Genomic DNA, 16,920 nt, shown 5'->3' with positions numbered 1-16,920 from the left:
GTACTTCGACCTTGAATACCGTAGTGCTGTTGAGCTTGCTTATAGGTTAGCTCGCCTTTTTCTACTTGACTGACAACGGCTAATTTAAAGCCTAATGTGTAATCACGTTGTGTACGTTTAATGCTGATTGTGCTTGAAGGTTTCATAGATAAGTCTCCAAAGTGTCAACTTATCTCAGGACGGGACAAACCCTAAAAAGAAAAAGCCGTATTGTGATACGGCTTTTTTTGTACTTCAATTCATTAACTCGCTCAAAGGGAGTTACTGAGGCTGACAGTGCACCTTAAATAACTGTTGGCTTTGCTGGCTTTTAGGGTGTGACACATAACAACGACCGCCCTCTGTTAGCAAATTAACCTGCTGCGGCATCTCATAGTTACGCCCCATAATCAGTTGGCCATTGACCTTGTGAGCAGTGCGTTCAATGGTGATACTGGTTTGCTGGGTAAACGCCTGTTCGCTAAGGTTCACTTGCTTGAGCGCCAGTAACTGTGCGATGGCTTGTTTAATTTCTTCGGTGCCCTCAGCGCTGTTGTCTGTGCGCAGTGCGGGTTCAGCTTTGTCGGTCAGTGGCGTAGCTGACACCGAGCATCCAACAATTACCGCGGACAGACCCAACACGCACCATCGCGTTATGCTCTTCATTTACTGGCTTCCCATATTGTTGACGATACGGTTGTGCTTCCAGAAGTTCTGTTGGCGAGCATCTTCAATTTTCAACGATGTATCAATAGATTGTACCGTGCTGCTTAGTTGAGGTGAACGACTTGCTATGCTGATTGGACACTGGCCATTATCACGATAATAAAGAGCGGCACTGAGCATACCTTCATTGGTGTCACCAAAGTCATGGGTTAAATCATCGGCAACATAACACCCTGGTAGTTCGCTTGGTAAAGTTGGGTTGCTAACCGCTGCAAATCCATCTGAGTATTCACCAAAGCCTTTGTTGTTTTCACCTTGAAATTGAATGGTGAAATAGGTGGTGCCGCAATTAGGCGTCGGATAAAAACCATAGGGTTTACCACAGGTGGTCGCGCCAATTTGAATGACTTCAATGTCGATGCCGCGTAAGCCGTTCATTATTGCTTCACTGGCAGAACAAGTGCCGTTACTGGTAAGCACGAAAACTCGTGGTAAATCTAACACGGGCAAATTTAAGCCTGCTGACAATAGTCCGGTATTAAAGCCGATACTCTCTGTGATAAACGGCATACTCGTTAATGGCTCACCGGTGACTGGGTTGGTGTTGGGGTATTTATCGTTAAAGCTAGTGCGCTCAAAAATACGGTCTATGGTGGCTTGCTCACCAGCAATCATATAGCTCAGTTGACTAGCCATGGCTAACAAACCGCCGCCGTTATAGCGTAAATCAAGGACTAAATCATCAATCCCAGCTTGACTTAAGGTACTTATGGCATCATAAAGACCACGCTCAGCAGGTGCGATATGAGAGTTAAATAGCACGTAACCCACTTTCCCTGTGGCGGTATCGATAACTTGGGTTTGTTGTACTGGCGTGGAAACCACGGTTTGCGCCGTAAGCGTTATAGTGCGGTTGTCGACTGAACCTAAATCACGTACCAAAAACTCGGTTTGCTGGCCAGATTGCGATGGAAACAGACCATTAGTAAGTACCGCTAATTCACTGTCGTTGTTGGCGCTGGCAACATTGACGCCATCAATAGCAACAATGACTGCACCACGTTGGATATTGGCACTACTTGCCGGTGTGTTTGGCTCAGAGTAAGCCACACTGACTTTGCGCTCTTGTTGATTACTTGCTTGTTGAATGACTATTTCGAAACCATACCCAAAAGAGGCGCCTGACTGGCTTTGTTGTTCCCATATGTCGGTTGGAATTGAGTAGTGAAAATTTGGATTATCTTTTGGTTCGCCCGACGCTGTTAGTTCCTGCGTCATCAATACTGAAAAATACTCTGCAACAGTATATGGGGCAGGGTCCTGATCTAAAATTTCGGAGTACCACAGGTAAGTATCGTCACTCCATGAACGTAGCCACAGTTTTTCTGTCATGGCTGAGCCCGTTTGATCGGCACTGCATTGATTAGCAAGCTGTGTATAGGGAGTAAATTCCCCAGCGACCCATTCTGTAGAGGAGTTATTGCCAGAGCCGGTTCCAGAGCCACCAGTACCAATTGAGCCGGTGTTGCCAGAATTCGTGTCTGCCGTTGTACTTCCGCCGCCACTACAACCGGCAATAGCTAAACTGCTTAAGACAATGAAAGTACGAAAATACTTGCGTGGGAGTAACCTCATAAATAATCCTTTATTTTACCCAGTAAATCTATCAACTAGACCAATGCCCCGTTATAGCATAAACGCTTACATTTGTACCTTTATCTATTCCGCTTTGGTATAACGGAAGGGGTTAATGCATGCCATAACTACTGCCTTGGTTAGTTGGTAGTTGTCGTTTGGTGGGCATTTGCAGTACATTGGATCTAATAGAGTATTAGAGGTCAGTATAGACAATTATGTTGTTGGACTTGTTAGCAGTCATTTGCTTTTTTAGTTGTTGGATTGGTTACACCCGTTTTGCGCGCAAAAAAGCCAAAACCACTAATTGTATTGCTCGGTGTTTGCACCAGCATCGTATCCATTGGATGAATGAGCTACTTAGTCGAGAAGTGCGTGTCGGCGAGGCGGCATTGCTGGCCAACCTTGAGCGTAATATTACGTTTTTTGCATCAACCACTATGCTGGTGCTAGCGGGTGTGTTGACTTTGTTTGCACAAATAGAACGTCTAGAGTTTGTTATCGCCTCTATTCCATATAGTGCTGCACCGACCGATGCGGTCATTCAAATAAAGCTCGGCTTACTCACCTTTATTTTTGTTTATGCTTTTTTCCTGTTTACTTGGTCTATGCGTCAATATGGCTTTTTAAATGTGATGGTGGGGGCGGCGCCTATTGATCAAGAAGGAGGCAATGAGGCATTGCAACGCTACGCTAAGCAGATGGCTGTGGTGCAAGATCAAGCAGCACATTCCTATAATAATGGTTTACGAGCCTACTATTTTGCGATGGCGGTTCTCTGCTGGTTCTTTCATCCTTTACTGTTTATTTTGGCTTCACTCTTAGTGGTTTATACCTTATATAAGCGTGAGTTTAAGTCTCGGGCGGTAGTCGCGATTACCGAAGCGATGAGCATATTAGATGCGCGCAAAGCCCGGCTAGATGAATGAGCGGGCACTTTCCACAAACAAGCCAATGGCGAGCAAAATTAGTTTTCATTTTCATCAGTTGATTTCGCTGTGTTCATTGTTTTGTCTAGCCAATAGTATTATTGGTTGCTTGAATAACCACCAAAGGTGTTATTGTTGCGGCTCATTTTTGGTCACTTAACCCAAAAGATTTCATTTTCCCTAAAATAGTGTTTTGAATTTTTGTCAATGTCGATTATGGTAGCGGCCGCTAGGAGAGCGAAGTCAAGAAATGCCACCCGGATGGCTGCAATGGATTGAAATATAATACGTTTGTATATCTTTACTTTGCGTTCGTCGTGTTCTCCTAGCCTAATAATTAATTAAGGGAATATGATGAAAACACTTACCAAGATTGCGCTACTTACGGCGCTTGCAAGCACTCAGGCTTTTGCCGCTCAAGATAACCCATTCCAGCACCAAGCAGGCATTGCCTATAACACCAACTCAGAAGAGGTGAGTGATGGCATTTGGAATGCAAACTACCGCTACTACGTGAGCCCGGTTGATCAAGCTAATAGTCCATATGCATTAAATGGCTTTTTAGCTCAGACAACTAATTTTGGCGCGCAGTACAGTAATTTTGATGCTGCAGATGCGGAAAATTATGGTGTTGATGGTACTTATGTTTTCGCATCAAAGTGGTTTATTGGTGCGAACTATCAGAAATCTGAAGTGGGTAGTTTTGACGTAGACACCTATGGCGCGCAGTTAGGTTTTTACTTCAATGAAACGTCAGCAGTGGCCGCGTTTTACAACGACGGTGAAGATGGTGTTGAAGAAAGTTACGGCCTACAAGCCCGCAGCTATCTACCTCTAGCCTCAACCTCGGGTGTAGACTTGCAAGCCGCATGGACCCATTTTGACTCAGATGATCTGTTCAATGTTGGTGCAGACTGGTATGTGACCGACTCATGGTCAGTCGGTGCGGGTTATCACTACAGTGATGACGATGATGCATTTGATGTGCGCACTGCCTACTGGCTGCGCATATCTGACAGCTTCTCTGCCAATTTTGCTGTAGCAAAAGTAGTCGATTCTGATTATGACGGCGTAGATATGAGTGTCGGTGTAATAGGCCGCTTCTAATCGCGACTGATATAAAATAAAGCTTAAATAGTTAAAGCCAGCGCCGTTGACGCTGGCTTTTGTTAATTAGCTATTGGCTTTAGCAAACTGCAGAGCCTGCTCTACATCGCTAATAATATCGTCTATATGCTCAATACCGACCGATATGCGGATTAAATCTTCGCTGACGCCAGCCTTTGCCAACTCATCGCTATCGAGTTGTCGGTGAGTGGTTGATGCCGGGTGACAAGCGAGTGATTTGGCATCGCCAATATTTACCAAGCGTAAAATCATTTTTAAACCATCAATGAACTTACCGCCCACGGATTTTGCGTCACTATTGGCACTCGCTTTAATACCAAAACTGATAATGCCTGAGGCTTTACCACCGGTTATTTTCTGACAGTTATCCTGAAAAGGGCTGTTAGCTAAGGCCGCATAGTTGACCCAACTGATATCGGGATGGTTATCTAGATATTTCGCCAGTGCTAGTGCATTACTGCAATGACGCTCCATTCTAAGAGCTAAGGTTTCAAGCCCTTGCAATAGCAAGAACGCACTTTGCGGCGCCAAAGCTGCTCCTGTGTTGCGTAGTGGCACAACTCGACATCGACCGATAAATGCTGCGGGTCCAAATGCTTGTGTGTAAACAACACCATGGTAAGAAGGGTCGGGCTCAATGAGCAATGCAAAGCGCTGTGGGTGTGCCGACCAATCAAACTTGCCGGAATCGATGATCACCCCACCAATGGTGGTGCCGTGGCCACCAATGTATTTCGTTAGCGAGTGAATGACGATGTCGGCACCAAACTCAAATGGTTTACACAAAACTGGGGTGGCAACGGTGTTATCAACGATTAGTGGTACCCCGTGTTGGTGCGCAAGTTCAGCGAGACGTTGAATATCGACAACATTACCTGCGGGGTTGCCGATTGATTCGCAAAAGAGGGCTTTTGTGTTGCCGTCAATTAATGCTTCGAGTCCATCAAAGTCATCAAAAGCAGCCATTCTAACATCGACACCTTGGCGCGGCAGTGTATGGGCAAACAAATTGTACGTGCCACCATACAGTTGGCTTGTACTAACAATGTTGTCACCCACTTGGGTCAGCGCTTGTATCGCATATGTGATGGCGGCCATACCTGAAGCGACGGCTAGCGCACCAATGCCACCTTCTATCGCCGCAAGTCTTTGCTCTAACACGTCAGTCGTGGGGTTCATTATTCGCGTGTATATATTACCAGGTACTTTGAGATCAAATAGATCGGCGCCATGTTGAGTATCATCAAAGGTATAAGAGGTGGTCTGATAAATCGGCACTGCAGCGGCTTTGGTAGTCGCTTCAGATTGATAACCATGATGAAGTGCTAGTGATTCAAGTTTCATGTAACGGCCCTTGTCGATGAAATGAAACTTGAACATAGCAATTAGACGTCTAGATGTCTAATTTATCTCAGTAACTTGGTGGCTATCTGTCACTGTATTCATTTCAACGGCAAGGAAGAAAACAAAAAAGGCCACTCGAAAGTGGCCTTTGAGGATTGGCTATTCAAATACGGGGGCGTCGTAGTTGTAACCTTCGTCGGAATAAGCGGTGACAATCGCATCTGCTACTATGCCGTCCTCTGCGACAACTTGGCTATTAAAGAAGTGTTGAATTTGTTGGCGGCGACCATGGGCGGCCCAGCTTTCGCCGTCGGTCCAGATCTCGTTAAACACAATAGGATATTCATTGCGAGTCGCGCTTGGATGATCAATTTGGCGAGTCAAAATGTACTGCATGCAACCTTGTTCACGCAGTGCGTCGGGCTCAAGTGCCTTAAGGACTTCAAATAACTCAGCTTCTTTACCAGGTTTAGGCTTAAATTGGGCCAATACAAATACACGTGATGACATGGTGAACTCACTCTAATTAACAAAAAAATCAGTGTATACCAATCCCTTGGCAGCGACCAGTAGCTGCCAAGGTTTCAGTCGTTGATAAATTATCCCGCGGCCCCTTTTAGCGCCCTGTACTTGTAAACCTTGGCAATTGCTGCTGATATAGCTGCTATATTAGTGAGTGTTAAAATTAGGAGTTTGATGTGCAATTACGTTATGCAATAGCTTTTGCGGCGCTGCTGACCAGTTTGGCCTGTCAGGGAGCAACCAGTAGGGATTTGATTAAGAGTACCCAGAGCTGGAATGGTGAGCCATTACCTGCCCAAACACTGCAGCAGCCAGAAGTGACGATTAAAGAGATTATTATTGCGCCAGGAGAACGCCTACCTTTACACATTCATCCAGTGATTAATGCGGGCATTTTAGCCAGCGGTGAGTTGACTGTGCACAGTGGTTCACTTACCAGACAGATGGTGGCGGGCGACCCATTAATAGAGTTAGTCAATACTGAGCACTATGGACAAAACAATGGTGATGAGCCGGCAAAGATCATTGTTTTCTATGTGGCTGAAAAAGGTGCTCAGTTGACCGTGGTTTCACCATAGCGATATAAGCGCTAGTCGTTTATGCGCTGGCGGAATCATGGTCGTGTTAACTTTGCTTTTTTACAAGCAATGGGTCATTAGGCTGTTATATTTCTGACTTAGTATGCTTGAGATTGCAGCAGAAAATAGGCGGTAAAAAGTTTGCGTCAGCAGGAAAAATCAATGTGTGCGTTATAGTTATAAAACTACAATGTTAAATTGTAAACCGGGTTACCTGTGAGCTGTGCGACAAAAAAAGTGGTTTTTTTGTCATTAAATTACATTTTGCTGTGAGAATGTGACATTTATTGCGGTAATTTAGTTGATTAGCAAGTAACATTACTTATCCAAAACGATTAACGGTTTTTGTTTGTTATGGCAGATAATTCAATTCAAGTAAAAATCATCAAGAAAGGACTCGATGTTCCGATCGCTGGTGAACCCAAGCAACAAATTAGCCCTGCATCCCAACCTAACCAGGTCGCCTTACTCGGTGAGGAATACGTTGGTTTAAAGCCCACAATGCTGGTTGAAGAGGGTGATAAAGTCGCCAAAGGCCAAGTGCTATTTGAAGACAAAAAGTCACCTGGCGTTTGCTATACCGCTCCTGCAAGTGGTGTTGTTAGTGCAATTAACCGCGGCGAACGTCGAGTATTACAATCTGTGGTAATTGATTGCGATCATGACGCCGATAACCAAATCCGCTTTGAAGTACCCGAATCTATAGCTGAAATCGATCGCCAGATTGCACAGGATTTACTGGTAAAAAGTGGCATGTGGACGGCGCTGCGTACCCGCCCATTTTCTCGAGTTCCGCAATTAGATGCACAAGCGGCGGCAATTTTTGTCACAGCCATGGATACCAATCCACTTGCCGCTTCCCCAAGGGTGATCATTGCTGAGCAATCGCAAGCCTTTAGTGATGGTTTAGCGGTATTAACCAAACTGACTCAAGGACCGGTTTACCTCTGCAGCGACCAAGGCGAACCATTACCTGGGCAAGAACAACCTGGAATTGAGCCTCGCTATTTTGCTGGCGTACACCCAGCTGGGCTTGTGGGGACTCACATACACTTTACTTTGGCGGCTAGCATTGAACGACCTGTTTGGCACATCGGCTACCAAGATGTGATCGCGTTTGGCAAATTGTTTACCAGTGGTGAGCTATATACAGACAGAGTTGTCGCGCTGGCAGGCCCTAGTGTGTTGAACTCAAGGCTAGTTAGAACTCAGCTTGGGGCACAGTTAAGCCAATTGGTTGTTGATGAAATTAAGCCGGGCCATCACCGAGTCGTGTCAGGTTCTATTCTCGCTGGCCACACGGCCATTGGGGCGCTCGATTACCTTGGACGTTTTCATCAACAAGTGAGTGTGCTTGAAGAAGATGCCCAGCACCGTCTATTGCCTTGGATACATGGCGGCACCAATATTTTCTCCATTACACGCGCGGTTGTATCGCGATTTACACGCCAAAAACGCTTGTTTGATATGACCACACATACCGGTGGGTCTGCGCGCGCCATGATGGCTTTTGGTCAGTTAGATCGGGTTATGCCTTTAGATATTCTGCCGACATTATTGGTGAGAGATTTAGTGGTTAAAGACACCGATGAAGCTCAAGCATTAGGTGCGCTGGAGCTTGATGAGGAAGATTTAGCCTTATGTACTTTCGTCTGTCCTGGAAAATATGATTTTGGAAAAGAACTTCGGGCCTGCCTCGACATCATTGAGAGGGAAGGCTAATGACTGATAAAAACAAAAAACTCGATGCCCAAGAGGACTATTATGCTCCGGGGCACGCGATTAAAGGCTATTTACGCTCTTTAATTGTTGCTAATGGCCGTGCAACCCAAGGTAAAGTGCATGTTCGTGATGCCATCGATGTAAAACGCACCATGACGATGGTTGGTTTGTGTTTATTACCCGCAATTTTGTTTGGCGTTTATAACATTGGTTTACAAGCCCAATTAGCGGTAATTGCCGGTTCTGCTACGATTGAGCTGTGGCAACTTATGCCGTTTACTTGGTTATTTGGTGGGCTAACTGAAAACAGTGGCATGGTGGCTAAATTTGCTTTTGGCCTGAGTTTATACCTGCCTATTTATCTGACTGCGCTGGTTGTCAGTCTGTTTTGGGAAATTGTGTTTGCCAAAGTTCGCCGTCAAGAACTGCATGAAGGCTTCTTTGTTACCGCTTTACTGTTTACGTTAATTATACCGGTCTCTACACCATTATGGATTGTGGCTATCGGTATTACCTTTGGGGTGATTGTCGCTAAAGAGATGTTTGGTGGTATGGGGTACAATTTCCTCAACCCAGCGTTAGCAGGCTATGCATTTATCTTTTTTGCTTATCCAACTAAAGTGATGGAAACCAGCCAGTTTGTCGCCGTTGATGGCTTCGCTGGTGCAACCGCTTTAGGTCAAGCCGCTGCAGGTAAGTTAGTTTTCACTGATTACACTTGGTACCAAGCTTTTACTGACCCCAATTGGCTCAATGCTTTCTTTGGCTTTACTGTCGGGACCATAGGTGAGACCAGCACTTTAGCCCTGTTGATAGGCGGTACCTTTCTCATTATTACCCGCTTAGCGGACTGGCGAATAGTAGCTGGTGTGCTGGTAGGCATGATAGTCACGGCGGGCTTATTTAATCTGATTGGTTCTGAGAAGAACGCCCTATTTGCCATGCCTTGGACCTGGCATTTGGTCACCGGTGGATTTGCTATTGCGATGATGTTCATGGCCACCGATCCAGTAACCACTTCTTATACACGTCAAGGCAAGGTTGCCTACGGTTTATTAATTGGCTTTATGACAGTGCTCATCCGCGTGATGAACCTGAAGATGCCAGAAGGGATCATGTTAGCGATTCTATTTGCTAATTTATGGTCGCCGATCCTTGATTATCTGGTGGCACGCGCCAACATGAAGCGGAGAGTGAAACGTAATGGCCTTTAAAAAAGATACGGTCATGGGCACCATGATCTTTACCGTGACTTTGTGCTTGTTATGTTCGTTTATGATAACCGGCACCGCTGAGTTACTAAAAGAGCGTAAGTTGGCGAAACAGCGCGATGAAATAAAACGTTTTGTCCTGATAGCTTCTAATGTTGAGGTGGCCGAAGGCCAAGATTTTCGCAGCGTATTTGATGAACGTGTTACGCCTAAGCTGATTAACCTTAATACGGGCGATGCTGAAGCGATGGCAACTGCTGATATCATGAATTTTGATGAACGCATGGCTGCAATTAATCCGCAAACCGCGACTAAACCCAAAAAAGATACCGCTAGAATTCGTAGCCGTGCCCAAGATGTCAGAGTCTTTGAAGTCAGAGATGGCCAAGGCAAGTTGGCTAGTATAGTGCTGCCTGTCTATGGCAAAGGGCTTTGGTCAATGATTTATGGCTACGTGGCAGTAGAAGCAGACTTAAATACCATTGAAAACGTGGTGTTTTATGAGCACGGTGAAACGCCAGGTATTGGCGACTTTCTTAACGATCCAGAATGGACGGACAAGTTCCAAGGCAAGCAGCTATTTGATGACAAGGGCAAAGTGTCTTTCTCTGTTGTCAAAGGTGGCGCTAAAGCTGGCGATGTTCATGGCGTAGATGCCGTTAGCGGCGCGACAATGACTGGCCGTGGTGTGCAGCGAGTAATTCAGTTTTGGTTTGGTACTGAAGGGTTCCAAGTCTTCTTCGACAAAATTAGAGCATCGGAGGCAGCAAGATGAGCAAGAATATGGCATCAACCAAAGAGATTCTAGCGACGCCGATATTTGCTAACAACCCCGTTGCGATGCAGGTTTTGGGGGTTTGCTCAGCATTAGCAGTCAGTAACTCAATGCAAACAGCATTAGTGATGACGCTGGCGGTAACCTTCGTTTTGGTGTTCTCTAACCTCATCATTTCAACAATTCGTCACCTGATCCCAAACAGCGTACGGATTATTGCGCAAATGACGGTTATTGCCTCCTTGGTGATTATTGTGGACATGGTGCTGCAAGATATCGCTTACGAGCTGTCGCGCCAGCTGTCTGTATTTGTGAGTCTGATTATTACCAACTGCATCATTATGGGACGTGCTGAAGCCTTCGCCATGAAAAATAGGCCGCACATTGCTGTGGTTGATGCGCTGGGCAATGCCATGGGGTATGGCGTCATCTTGTTAGGTGTCGCCTTTGTGCGCGAACTACTGGGTAGTGGCACTCTGTTCGGTCATGAAATATTACAGACCATCGAGAACGGTGGTTGGTACTTGGCTAACGAGATGTTCAAACTGCCGCCGAGCGCATTTTTCCTGATTGGCGTCATGATTTGGGCCATCAATGTTGTTCAGCGTAAGCGAGGATAATCATCATGGAACATTATATTAATTTGTTCGTTCAAGCCGCGCTGATTGACAATATGGCACTGTCTTTCTTTATGGGCATGTGTACCTTTTTGGCGGTATCAAAGAAAGTCTCCGCCTCGTTTGGTTTGGGTATTGCGGTGATTGTGGTCATGACCTTGGCGGTACCGCTTAACCAAGTCATTTACTCTGGTGTGCTAGCACCTGGCGCCTTGGCATGGGCTGGCTACCCTGAGTTGGATTTAAGCTACCTGCAATTAATTACTTTTATTGGGGTCATTGCAGCTTTAGTGCAAATCCTAGAGATGGTGTTGGACAAATACATACCGAGCTTGTATCAAAGCTTAGGGATTTTCCTGCCATTACTGACAGTGAACTGTGCCATTTTTGCAGGGGTGATTTTCATGGCTAACCGTGATTACACCTTGGCTGAATCAGCGGTGTTTGCTGCGGGTTCTGGTTTAGGCTGGGCGATGGCAATTGTAATGTTAGCGGGGCTAAGGGAGAGAATGAAGTTTCATGCTATTCCTGAAGGCTTGCAGGGCGTAGGTATTACGTTCATAACCACGGGCTTAATGGCACTTGGGTTTATGGCATTCTCTGGCATTGCAATTTAAGAGGTAGAAACGATGGAAATGGCAATTGGCATCGGTATGTTTACCTTAGTGGTAAGTTTGCTGGTGATGGTGATATTAGTCGCCAAAAGTAAATTGGTTGCAACGGGCAATGTCAAAATCGGCATTAACGATGATGCAGAAAAAGCTGTCAACACACCGGTAGGTGATAAGTTATTGGGCGCTCTTGCTGGGCAAAATATCTTTATTCCCTCGGCATGCGGTGGTGGCGGTACATGTGGCCAGTGCCGAGTAACGGTTAAGTCGGGTGGTGGTGATATTTTACCGACTGAGCTTGATCATATTACCAAGAAAGAAGCGAAGGCGGGTTGTCGTCTAGCTTGTCAGGTGGCGGTAAAGACTGACATGGAGCTTGAGGTCGAAGAGGAAATATTCGGGGTCAAAAAGTGGCAGTGTGAGGTGATCTCTAATAATAATACTGCCACCTTCATCAAAGAATTGCTGCTGAAGCTACCTGAAGGTGAAGATGTTAAGTTTAAGGCGGGTGGTTATATTCAGATAGAAGCTCCTGCCCATGAGGTAAAGTATAGCGATTTTGATATTCCTGAAATGTACCGTGATGATTGGGAAAAGTATCAGTTGTTTGACCTTGTCTCAACGGTAGATGAGGAAGTGCTACGTGCTTATTCAATGGCAAACTATCCAGATGAAAAAGGCCGCATTATGCTTAATGTGCGTATTGCCACGCCGCCTGCTGATAATGTGCCGCCGGGTAAAATGTCATCGTATATTTTCAATCTCAAAGCTGGCGATAAAGTGACTATCTCAGGACCATTTGGCGAGTTCTTTGTGAAAGATACTGATGCGGAAATGGTGTTTATTGGCGGTGGTGCGGGCATGGCACCGATGCGCTCGCACATATTTGATCAGCTAAAGAGTAAGCACACAAAGCGTAAAATGAGCTTTTGGTATGGAGCTCGTTCTACCCGCGAAGTTTTCTACCAGCAAGACTTTGATACGCTTGCTGCTGAAAATGACAACTTTGTTTGGCATGTGGCCTTGTCCGATCCGTTACCGGAAGATAACTGGGATGGCTATACTGGCTTTATCCATAATGTGCTGTATGAGAATTACTTAAAGCAGCATAAGGCACCAGAGGACTGCGAATTCTATATGTGTGGCCCGCCAATAATGAATGCGGCAGTGATCACAATGCTAGAAAGTTTAGGGGTTGAGGAAGAGAATATTCTGTTGGACGATTTTGGCGACTAGATTATTATCTTACCCGTTAAAAAACGCAGCCAGTGGCTGCGTTTTTTTGTGGGAGCCTTTGAGTAATTAGGGCCGATAACTTGCAAAAAAGCCGATTAAACGCGACTGGCGTGAAATGGTAAATTGCTGTGAGGGCAATTGGGTAGACTAGCTACATTGATTAAACAGGAGCAGTTATGCAAACCATGGTGTTACTGGCTGTATTTTCAATTACCTGGGGCGGCGTAGGCTGGTCTACATCAGTGATCTTCACTTTATTACTCGGTGAAGCCTATGCACTGATTGCTATGGTAGTCGTATGCAGCTGCTGGATTGGTAATATAGTAAAAATATTAGATATTTTGCCAGAAAAGAATGTAATTAACGGCAAGAGTTAAAATAGCTTCTACACTTATAGTGCGCAGAATTAAAACGGTAGATATTAGCGATTACGGTTGGCGCAAAATGGTAAGTTTATATTTGAATTGGCGATATAATCGTCAACATTGAAACAACACACTGATTATCATTTTCTAATGAGGAAATTTAATGAAACTAGCAAAAGTACTGATGAGTTTATTGGTTCCAACTATGCTTTTTGGCTGTGCAACAGGTGATACTCCAGAGACCAAAAAAGCACATGCAAGGCAAGAGACTCAAGCAGCTTTGCAAGAGATTTACTCAGAGCACAAAGGTGCACCGGCGGCAGTGAAAGGTTCGGTGGGTTATGTGGTGTGCACGGGTAGCAACAGCTATTTGTTCGCGCTGTCTACTGGTGGTGGAATTTGTGTGCTGCATGAAGGCGGTAAGCAATCTTATTACCGTTTTGCTACCGGTGGTGTGGGTGCAGGTATCGGCTTTAAGAAAGTTGCTTTTGTTCAGGCTTTCCAAGATCCAGCTGCGCTGGCGCGTTTTAAAGAGTCTGGCTATGAAGGTCAAGCACAGGCTGAAGCCAGTGCTGAATATGAAGGCAGCGGTGAGCAAGCATCGGCAAACCAGTCAGTGGATGTTTCTGGGGTTAAAACCTACCAGGTTAACCTAATGGGAGCTGCTGCTCAGGCAACAGTACAAGGCTATAAGTATTGGGAAACCGATTTTAGCGAAGATTTTATCGAGAATGATAAATAAGCGAATTCAGTGACACAAATAGCGCTTCTAGAAGCGCTATTTTTTTGCCTATTGTTCTCGGTAATTAGATTTAAAAAACGCAACAATAACAGGGTATAACAGCTTGATAACAAGCTAAGTATGCTATAGCTTGGAGTTATTGTTTTTAAAACAACCAAATTAACTTATTTCAGGAGTGAAATATGGAACCCCGCCCGCAGAAAACATCGACATTTAGCCACGATGCGATGGATGCAGCTATTAAGATAGGTTTGCTATTCGTCGTATTGATTTGGTGCTTTCAAATTGTTCGTCCTTTTATTATGCCAATCGTGTGGGGCGGGATCATCGCTATTGCCTTGTATCCATTAGTGATGAAGGTCAGCAGCAGTATGAAAATGACGGCTGGACGCGCTAGCGCATTGGTGACGATTATTGCTCTCGCAGCGCTGTTGGTGCCCACATTTATGTTCTCTGGTGCGCTTTTTAGCGGAACTCAAGAGTTTATCGGTGAAATTCAAGAGGGAACTTTAGTGATCCCACCACCAAAAGACGCCGTTGCAGAGCTACCTTTGGTGGGAGAGTCATTACACCAAATATGGAGCAAGGCCTCATCTAACCTTGAAGGGGTGATTAAAACTTACGCGCCTCAAATCAAGCAGTATGGAGGCAAAGCGGCATCGGCGCTTGGAAGCCTAGGTTTCACCGTTTTGCAGTTTGTTATCTCTATTATTATCGCTGGCGTGTTTATGAAAAATAGCCAAGGCGCGACAGAAGTGTTTCATAAAATAGCCAATCGTTTAGCGCCTGGTCGAGGTGAAGGGTTTACCTCTTTGGGTGTGGCGACGGTTCGCAGTGTTGTGCAAGGGGTAATAGGGGTTGCAGTGATCCAGTCGGTACTGGCAGGTGTTGGTATGGCTGTTGTGGGGATCCCTGGTACCGGTATCTGGATGTTAGCGGTACTTATTTTAGCCATTATACAATTACCGCCTATTTTAATTCTTGGGCCGCTGATGGCATACGTGTTCTCTGTTGAATCTTCAACGGTAGCGGTGATCTTCATGGTATGGGGCATATTGGTAAGCGCGAGTGATGCAGTATTAAAGCCTTTGCTGATGGGCAGAGGCGTGGATATTCCAATGTTGGTCATTCTACTTGGTGCACTAGGCGGCATGATGATGTCTGGAATTGTCGGCTTATTTGTTGGTGCCGTAGTGCTAGCGCTTGGCTATAAGTTGTTTATTGCATGGATTGATACCGTTGCCGAAAACGGCGATGACATAGAGATACCTGCAGAATAGATATTGTTAATAAGCGTTCTTTAAGTGATGTAAGTGAAAGGTGTTGCGATGGATCTAAATAAGTACACAGTGCTGCTTGTCGACGATATGGATGTGATCCGCCGCATCACCTCAGATCAACTGCGCCGATTTGGGGTAGGTAATGTTAAGCAAGCCGACAATGGTATGCAGGCACTGGCTTATCTGCGCGAACGTCAGGTAGATTTAATTATTTCCGATTGGGAAATGCCGAAAATGGATGGCCTAGAGCTACTTAAGGCAATCCGCAGCAACCCGAAATTAAAGCATATCCCGTTTATCATGACCCCTGCGGATGCAGAGCGTGAACAGATGGTCATGGCGATTAAAGCCGGCGTGACTGACTTAATGATCAAGCCGTTCACAGTGGGGATGCTAAGGCAGCGGGTGACTTCTGCCCTAAAAGGTGGCCGTCTGACCGATAGACTGGCTGCAGCAAAAGATAATGAGACCAATAGTAAAAAAGCTCGTCAGTCGGTATTAGTGGTCGATGATAGCAGTGATAATCTAACCTTGATTGGTGGATTATTGAAACAAGATTATGACGTCAAACTCGTAAAATCCGGTGAGAAAGCACTGGCGATAGTCCAGGGCGATATGCCGCCTGACTTGGTTCTGCTAGATGTGATGATGCCAGGGTTAAGTGGCTTTGAAGTGATTGAGAAAATGCGCGCACATCCGCAGTCACAGCATATTCCAGTGATTTTCATTACCGCACTGACGGATATGGAAAGTAACCTGCAGGGCTTAAAGGGTGGCGCAGTCGATTACGTCACGAAACCTATACAACCAGAACTTTTAAAGTTACGCATCGCCAATCTGATGCGTTACATGGCGCGTCATAAAAGCCTGCAAGCTGACTATGATGACTTAAAAGAGAAACAACGACTGCAAGAAAGCGTAGAGACGATCCTCAATAATGATTTGAAAGGCCCAATTGGTGCGCTAATCGCCACGGTAAAGACGATGCACAATGAGCATCTAACTCCAAAAGAGAGCAAGTACAATTTAGAGCAACTCGATAACTTGACTCAGCAGCTATCTTATATGGTGACTTTGTCGAGCGAGCTGATAAAAATTGAAACGGGCCGTTTTGTGCATCAGCCGCAGGCATTTTCGATACATGACACCCTCAAACGTATCGTCACCTTGATGCAAAAAACCTTTGCAGAGAAAAATCAGGTGATTTTCCTTGAACCATTTGAGGAAGAACCTGAGCATCCCTTTACGGTCAATGCTGACCCCATTTTATGTTACTCACTGTTTTTTAACCTGATTAAGAACGCTTGTGAGGCGGCACCCGATAAAACTCGGGTATCGATTACCTTGAGTTTAACTACGCCATTGGCGGTGAGGGTTCAAAATATTGGTGCCGTAGACTCAACAATTCGCAACCGCTTTTGGGACAAAGGGGTGACGACTCATACGGCGACAGGTGCGGGCCTAGGTACCTATTCGGCTAAGCTGTTAGCCGAAGTGCAGGGGCTCGATATAGATATGCAAGTCAATGATGAAAAGAACCTAACTAACGTCACAGTGACATTTGAATAAGTGATTTTGTC

17 protein-coding genes and 1 pseudogene are annotated in these 16,920 nt (G+C 45.4%); 13 read left to right on the top strand and 5 right to left on the bottom strand.

Features of this window, described 5'->3' with window-relative positions:
- From L865_RS25575 to L865_RS0115035, 3 genes and pseudogenes are all read right to left on the bottom strand, one after another.
- Positions 1–146 (bottom strand): annotated as a pseudogene (locus L865_RS25575) (IS3 family transposase); the annotation flags it as partial.
- A gap of 115 nt (positions 147–261) precedes the next feature.
- On the bottom strand, positions 262–645 hold the full coding sequence (locus L865_RS0115040) for a hypothetical protein (RefSeq protein ID WP_028773988.1): 384 nt from the start codon (positions 643–645) through the stop codon (positions 262–264).
- Positions 646–2,280, bottom strand: a complete 1,635-nt coding sequence (locus L865_RS0115035; RefSeq protein WP_028773987.1) for a S41 family peptidase — start codon at positions 2,278–2,280, stop codon at positions 646–648. It lies immediately after the preceding gene.
- A 218-nt stretch (positions 2,281–2,498) separates the two neighbouring features.
- Here L865_RS0115035 and L865_RS0115030 point away from each other — a divergent pair, with 218 nt between their 5' ends.
- Together L865_RS0115030 and L865_RS0115025 are read left to right on the top strand one after the other, a co-directional pair.
- Positions 2,499–3,209, top strand: a complete 711-nt coding sequence (locus tag L865_RS0115030; protein WP_037471292.1) for a DUF599 domain-containing protein — start codon at positions 2,499–2,501, stop codon at positions 3,207–3,209.
- Between the two features lie 354 nt (positions 3,210–3,563).
- A complete protein-coding gene (locus L865_RS0115025) occupies positions 3,564–4,316 on the top strand; it encodes a putative porin (protein ID WP_028773985.1) in 753 nt (250 codons plus the stop codon).
- Positions 4,317–4,382: 66 nt separating this feature from the next.
- On the opposite strand, the gene L865_RS0115020 is transcribed toward L865_RS0115025, so the two are convergent.
- Both L865_RS0115020 and L865_RS0115015 read right to left on the bottom strand, forming a co-directional pair.
- On the bottom strand, positions 4,383–5,681 hold the full coding sequence (locus L865_RS0115020; RefSeq protein ID WP_028773984.1) for an O-acetylhomoserine aminocarboxypropyltransferase/cysteine synthase family protein: 1,299 nt from the start codon (positions 5,679–5,681) through the stop codon (positions 4,383–4,385).
- 159 nt (positions 5,682–5,840) lie between these two features.
- Positions 5,841–6,191, bottom strand: coding sequence for a putative quinol monooxygenase (locus L865_RS0115015; RefSeq protein WP_028773983.1), 351 nt, complete (start codon positions 6,189–6,191; stop codon positions 5,841–5,843).
- Between the two features lie 188 nt (positions 6,192–6,379).
- Here L865_RS0115015 and L865_RS0115010 point away from each other — a divergent pair, with 188 nt between their 5' ends.
- The 11 genes from L865_RS0115010 to L865_RS0114960 all read left to right on the top strand — a co-directional run bounded on the left by L865_RS0115010 (position 6,380) and on the right by L865_RS0114960 (position 16,909).
- Entirely contained in the window at positions 6,380–6,781 is a 402-nt protein-coding gene (locus L865_RS0115010; protein ID WP_028773982.1) for a cupin domain-containing protein, read from the top strand.
- 354 nt (positions 6,782–7,135) lie between these two features.
- Complete coding sequence (locus tag L865_RS0115005) at positions 7,136–8,503, top strand: Na(+)-translocating NADH-quinone reductase subunit A (protein ID WP_028773981.1); 1,368 nt, start codon at positions 7,136–7,138, stop codon at positions 8,501–8,503.
- Positions 8,503–9,717 (top strand): NADH:ubiquinone reductase (Na(+)-transporting) subunit B, encoded by a 1,215-nt coding sequence (locus L865_RS0115000; protein WP_028773980.1) that lies wholly within the window; start codon positions 8,503–8,505, stop codon positions 9,715–9,717. The genes L865_RS0115005 and L865_RS0115000 overlap by 1 nt, the downstream gene beginning before the upstream one ends.
- Complete coding sequence (locus L865_RS0114995; RefSeq protein WP_028773979.1) at positions 9,707–10,489, top strand: Na(+)-translocating NADH-quinone reductase subunit C; 783 nt, start codon at positions 9,707–9,709, stop codon at positions 10,487–10,489. The genes L865_RS0115000 and L865_RS0114995 overlap by 11 nt, the downstream gene beginning before the upstream one ends.
- Positions 10,486–11,109, top strand: a complete 624-nt coding sequence (locus tag L865_RS0114990) for an NADH:ubiquinone reductase (Na(+)-transporting) subunit D (protein WP_028773978.1) — start codon at positions 10,486–10,488, stop codon at positions 11,107–11,109. The genes L865_RS0114995 and L865_RS0114990 overlap by 4 nt, the downstream gene beginning before the upstream one ends.
- Before the next feature lie 5 nt (positions 11,110–11,114).
- Positions 11,115–11,723 carry an NADH:ubiquinone reductase (Na(+)-transporting) subunit E gene (nqrE, locus tag L865_RS0114985; RefSeq protein WP_028773977.1) on the top strand — a complete coding sequence of 203 codons (609 nt, stop codon included), beginning with the start codon at positions 11,115–11,117 and terminating at the stop codon, positions 11,721–11,723.
- A 12-nt stretch (positions 11,724–11,735) separates the two neighbouring features.
- A complete protein-coding gene (gene nqrF / locus L865_RS0114980; RefSeq protein ID WP_028773976.1) occupies positions 11,736–12,953 on the top strand; it encodes an NADH:ubiquinone reductase (Na(+)-transporting) subunit F in 1,218 nt (405 codons plus the stop codon).
- 176 nt (positions 12,954–13,129) lie between these two features.
- A complete protein-coding gene (locus L865_RS0114975; RefSeq protein ID WP_028773975.1) occupies positions 13,130–13,330 on the top strand; it encodes a hypothetical protein in 201 nt (66 codons plus the stop codon).
- A gap of 151 nt (positions 13,331–13,481) precedes the next feature.
- Entirely contained in the window at positions 13,482–14,060 is a 579-nt protein-coding gene (locus tag L865_RS0114970) for a lipid-binding SYLF domain-containing protein (RefSeq protein ID WP_028773974.1), read from the top strand.
- Between the two features lie 182 nt (positions 14,061–14,242).
- The gene (locus L865_RS0114965) at positions 14,243–15,340 is read left to right on the top strand and encodes an AI-2E family transporter (RefSeq protein ID WP_028773973.1); all 1,098 of its coding nucleotides are present in this window, start codon (positions 14,243–14,245) and stop codon (positions 15,338–15,340) included.
- A 48-nt stretch (positions 15,341–15,388) separates the two neighbouring features.
- On the top strand, positions 15,389–16,909 hold the full coding sequence (locus tag L865_RS0114960; protein ID WP_028773972.1) for a hybrid sensor histidine kinase/response regulator: 1,521 nt from the start codon (positions 15,389–15,391) through the stop codon (positions 16,907–16,909).
- Positions 16,910–16,920: the final 11 nt, after the last annotated feature.

Source organism: Shewanella waksmanii ATCC BAA-643, assembly GCF_000518805.1.
Lineage (GTDB): Bacteria > Pseudomonadota > Gammaproteobacteria > Enterobacterales > Shewanellaceae > Shewanella > Shewanella waksmanii.
The sequence above is the reverse complement of the archived record's forward strand: the minus strand, read 5'-3'. Positions and strand labels throughout refer to the sequence as shown.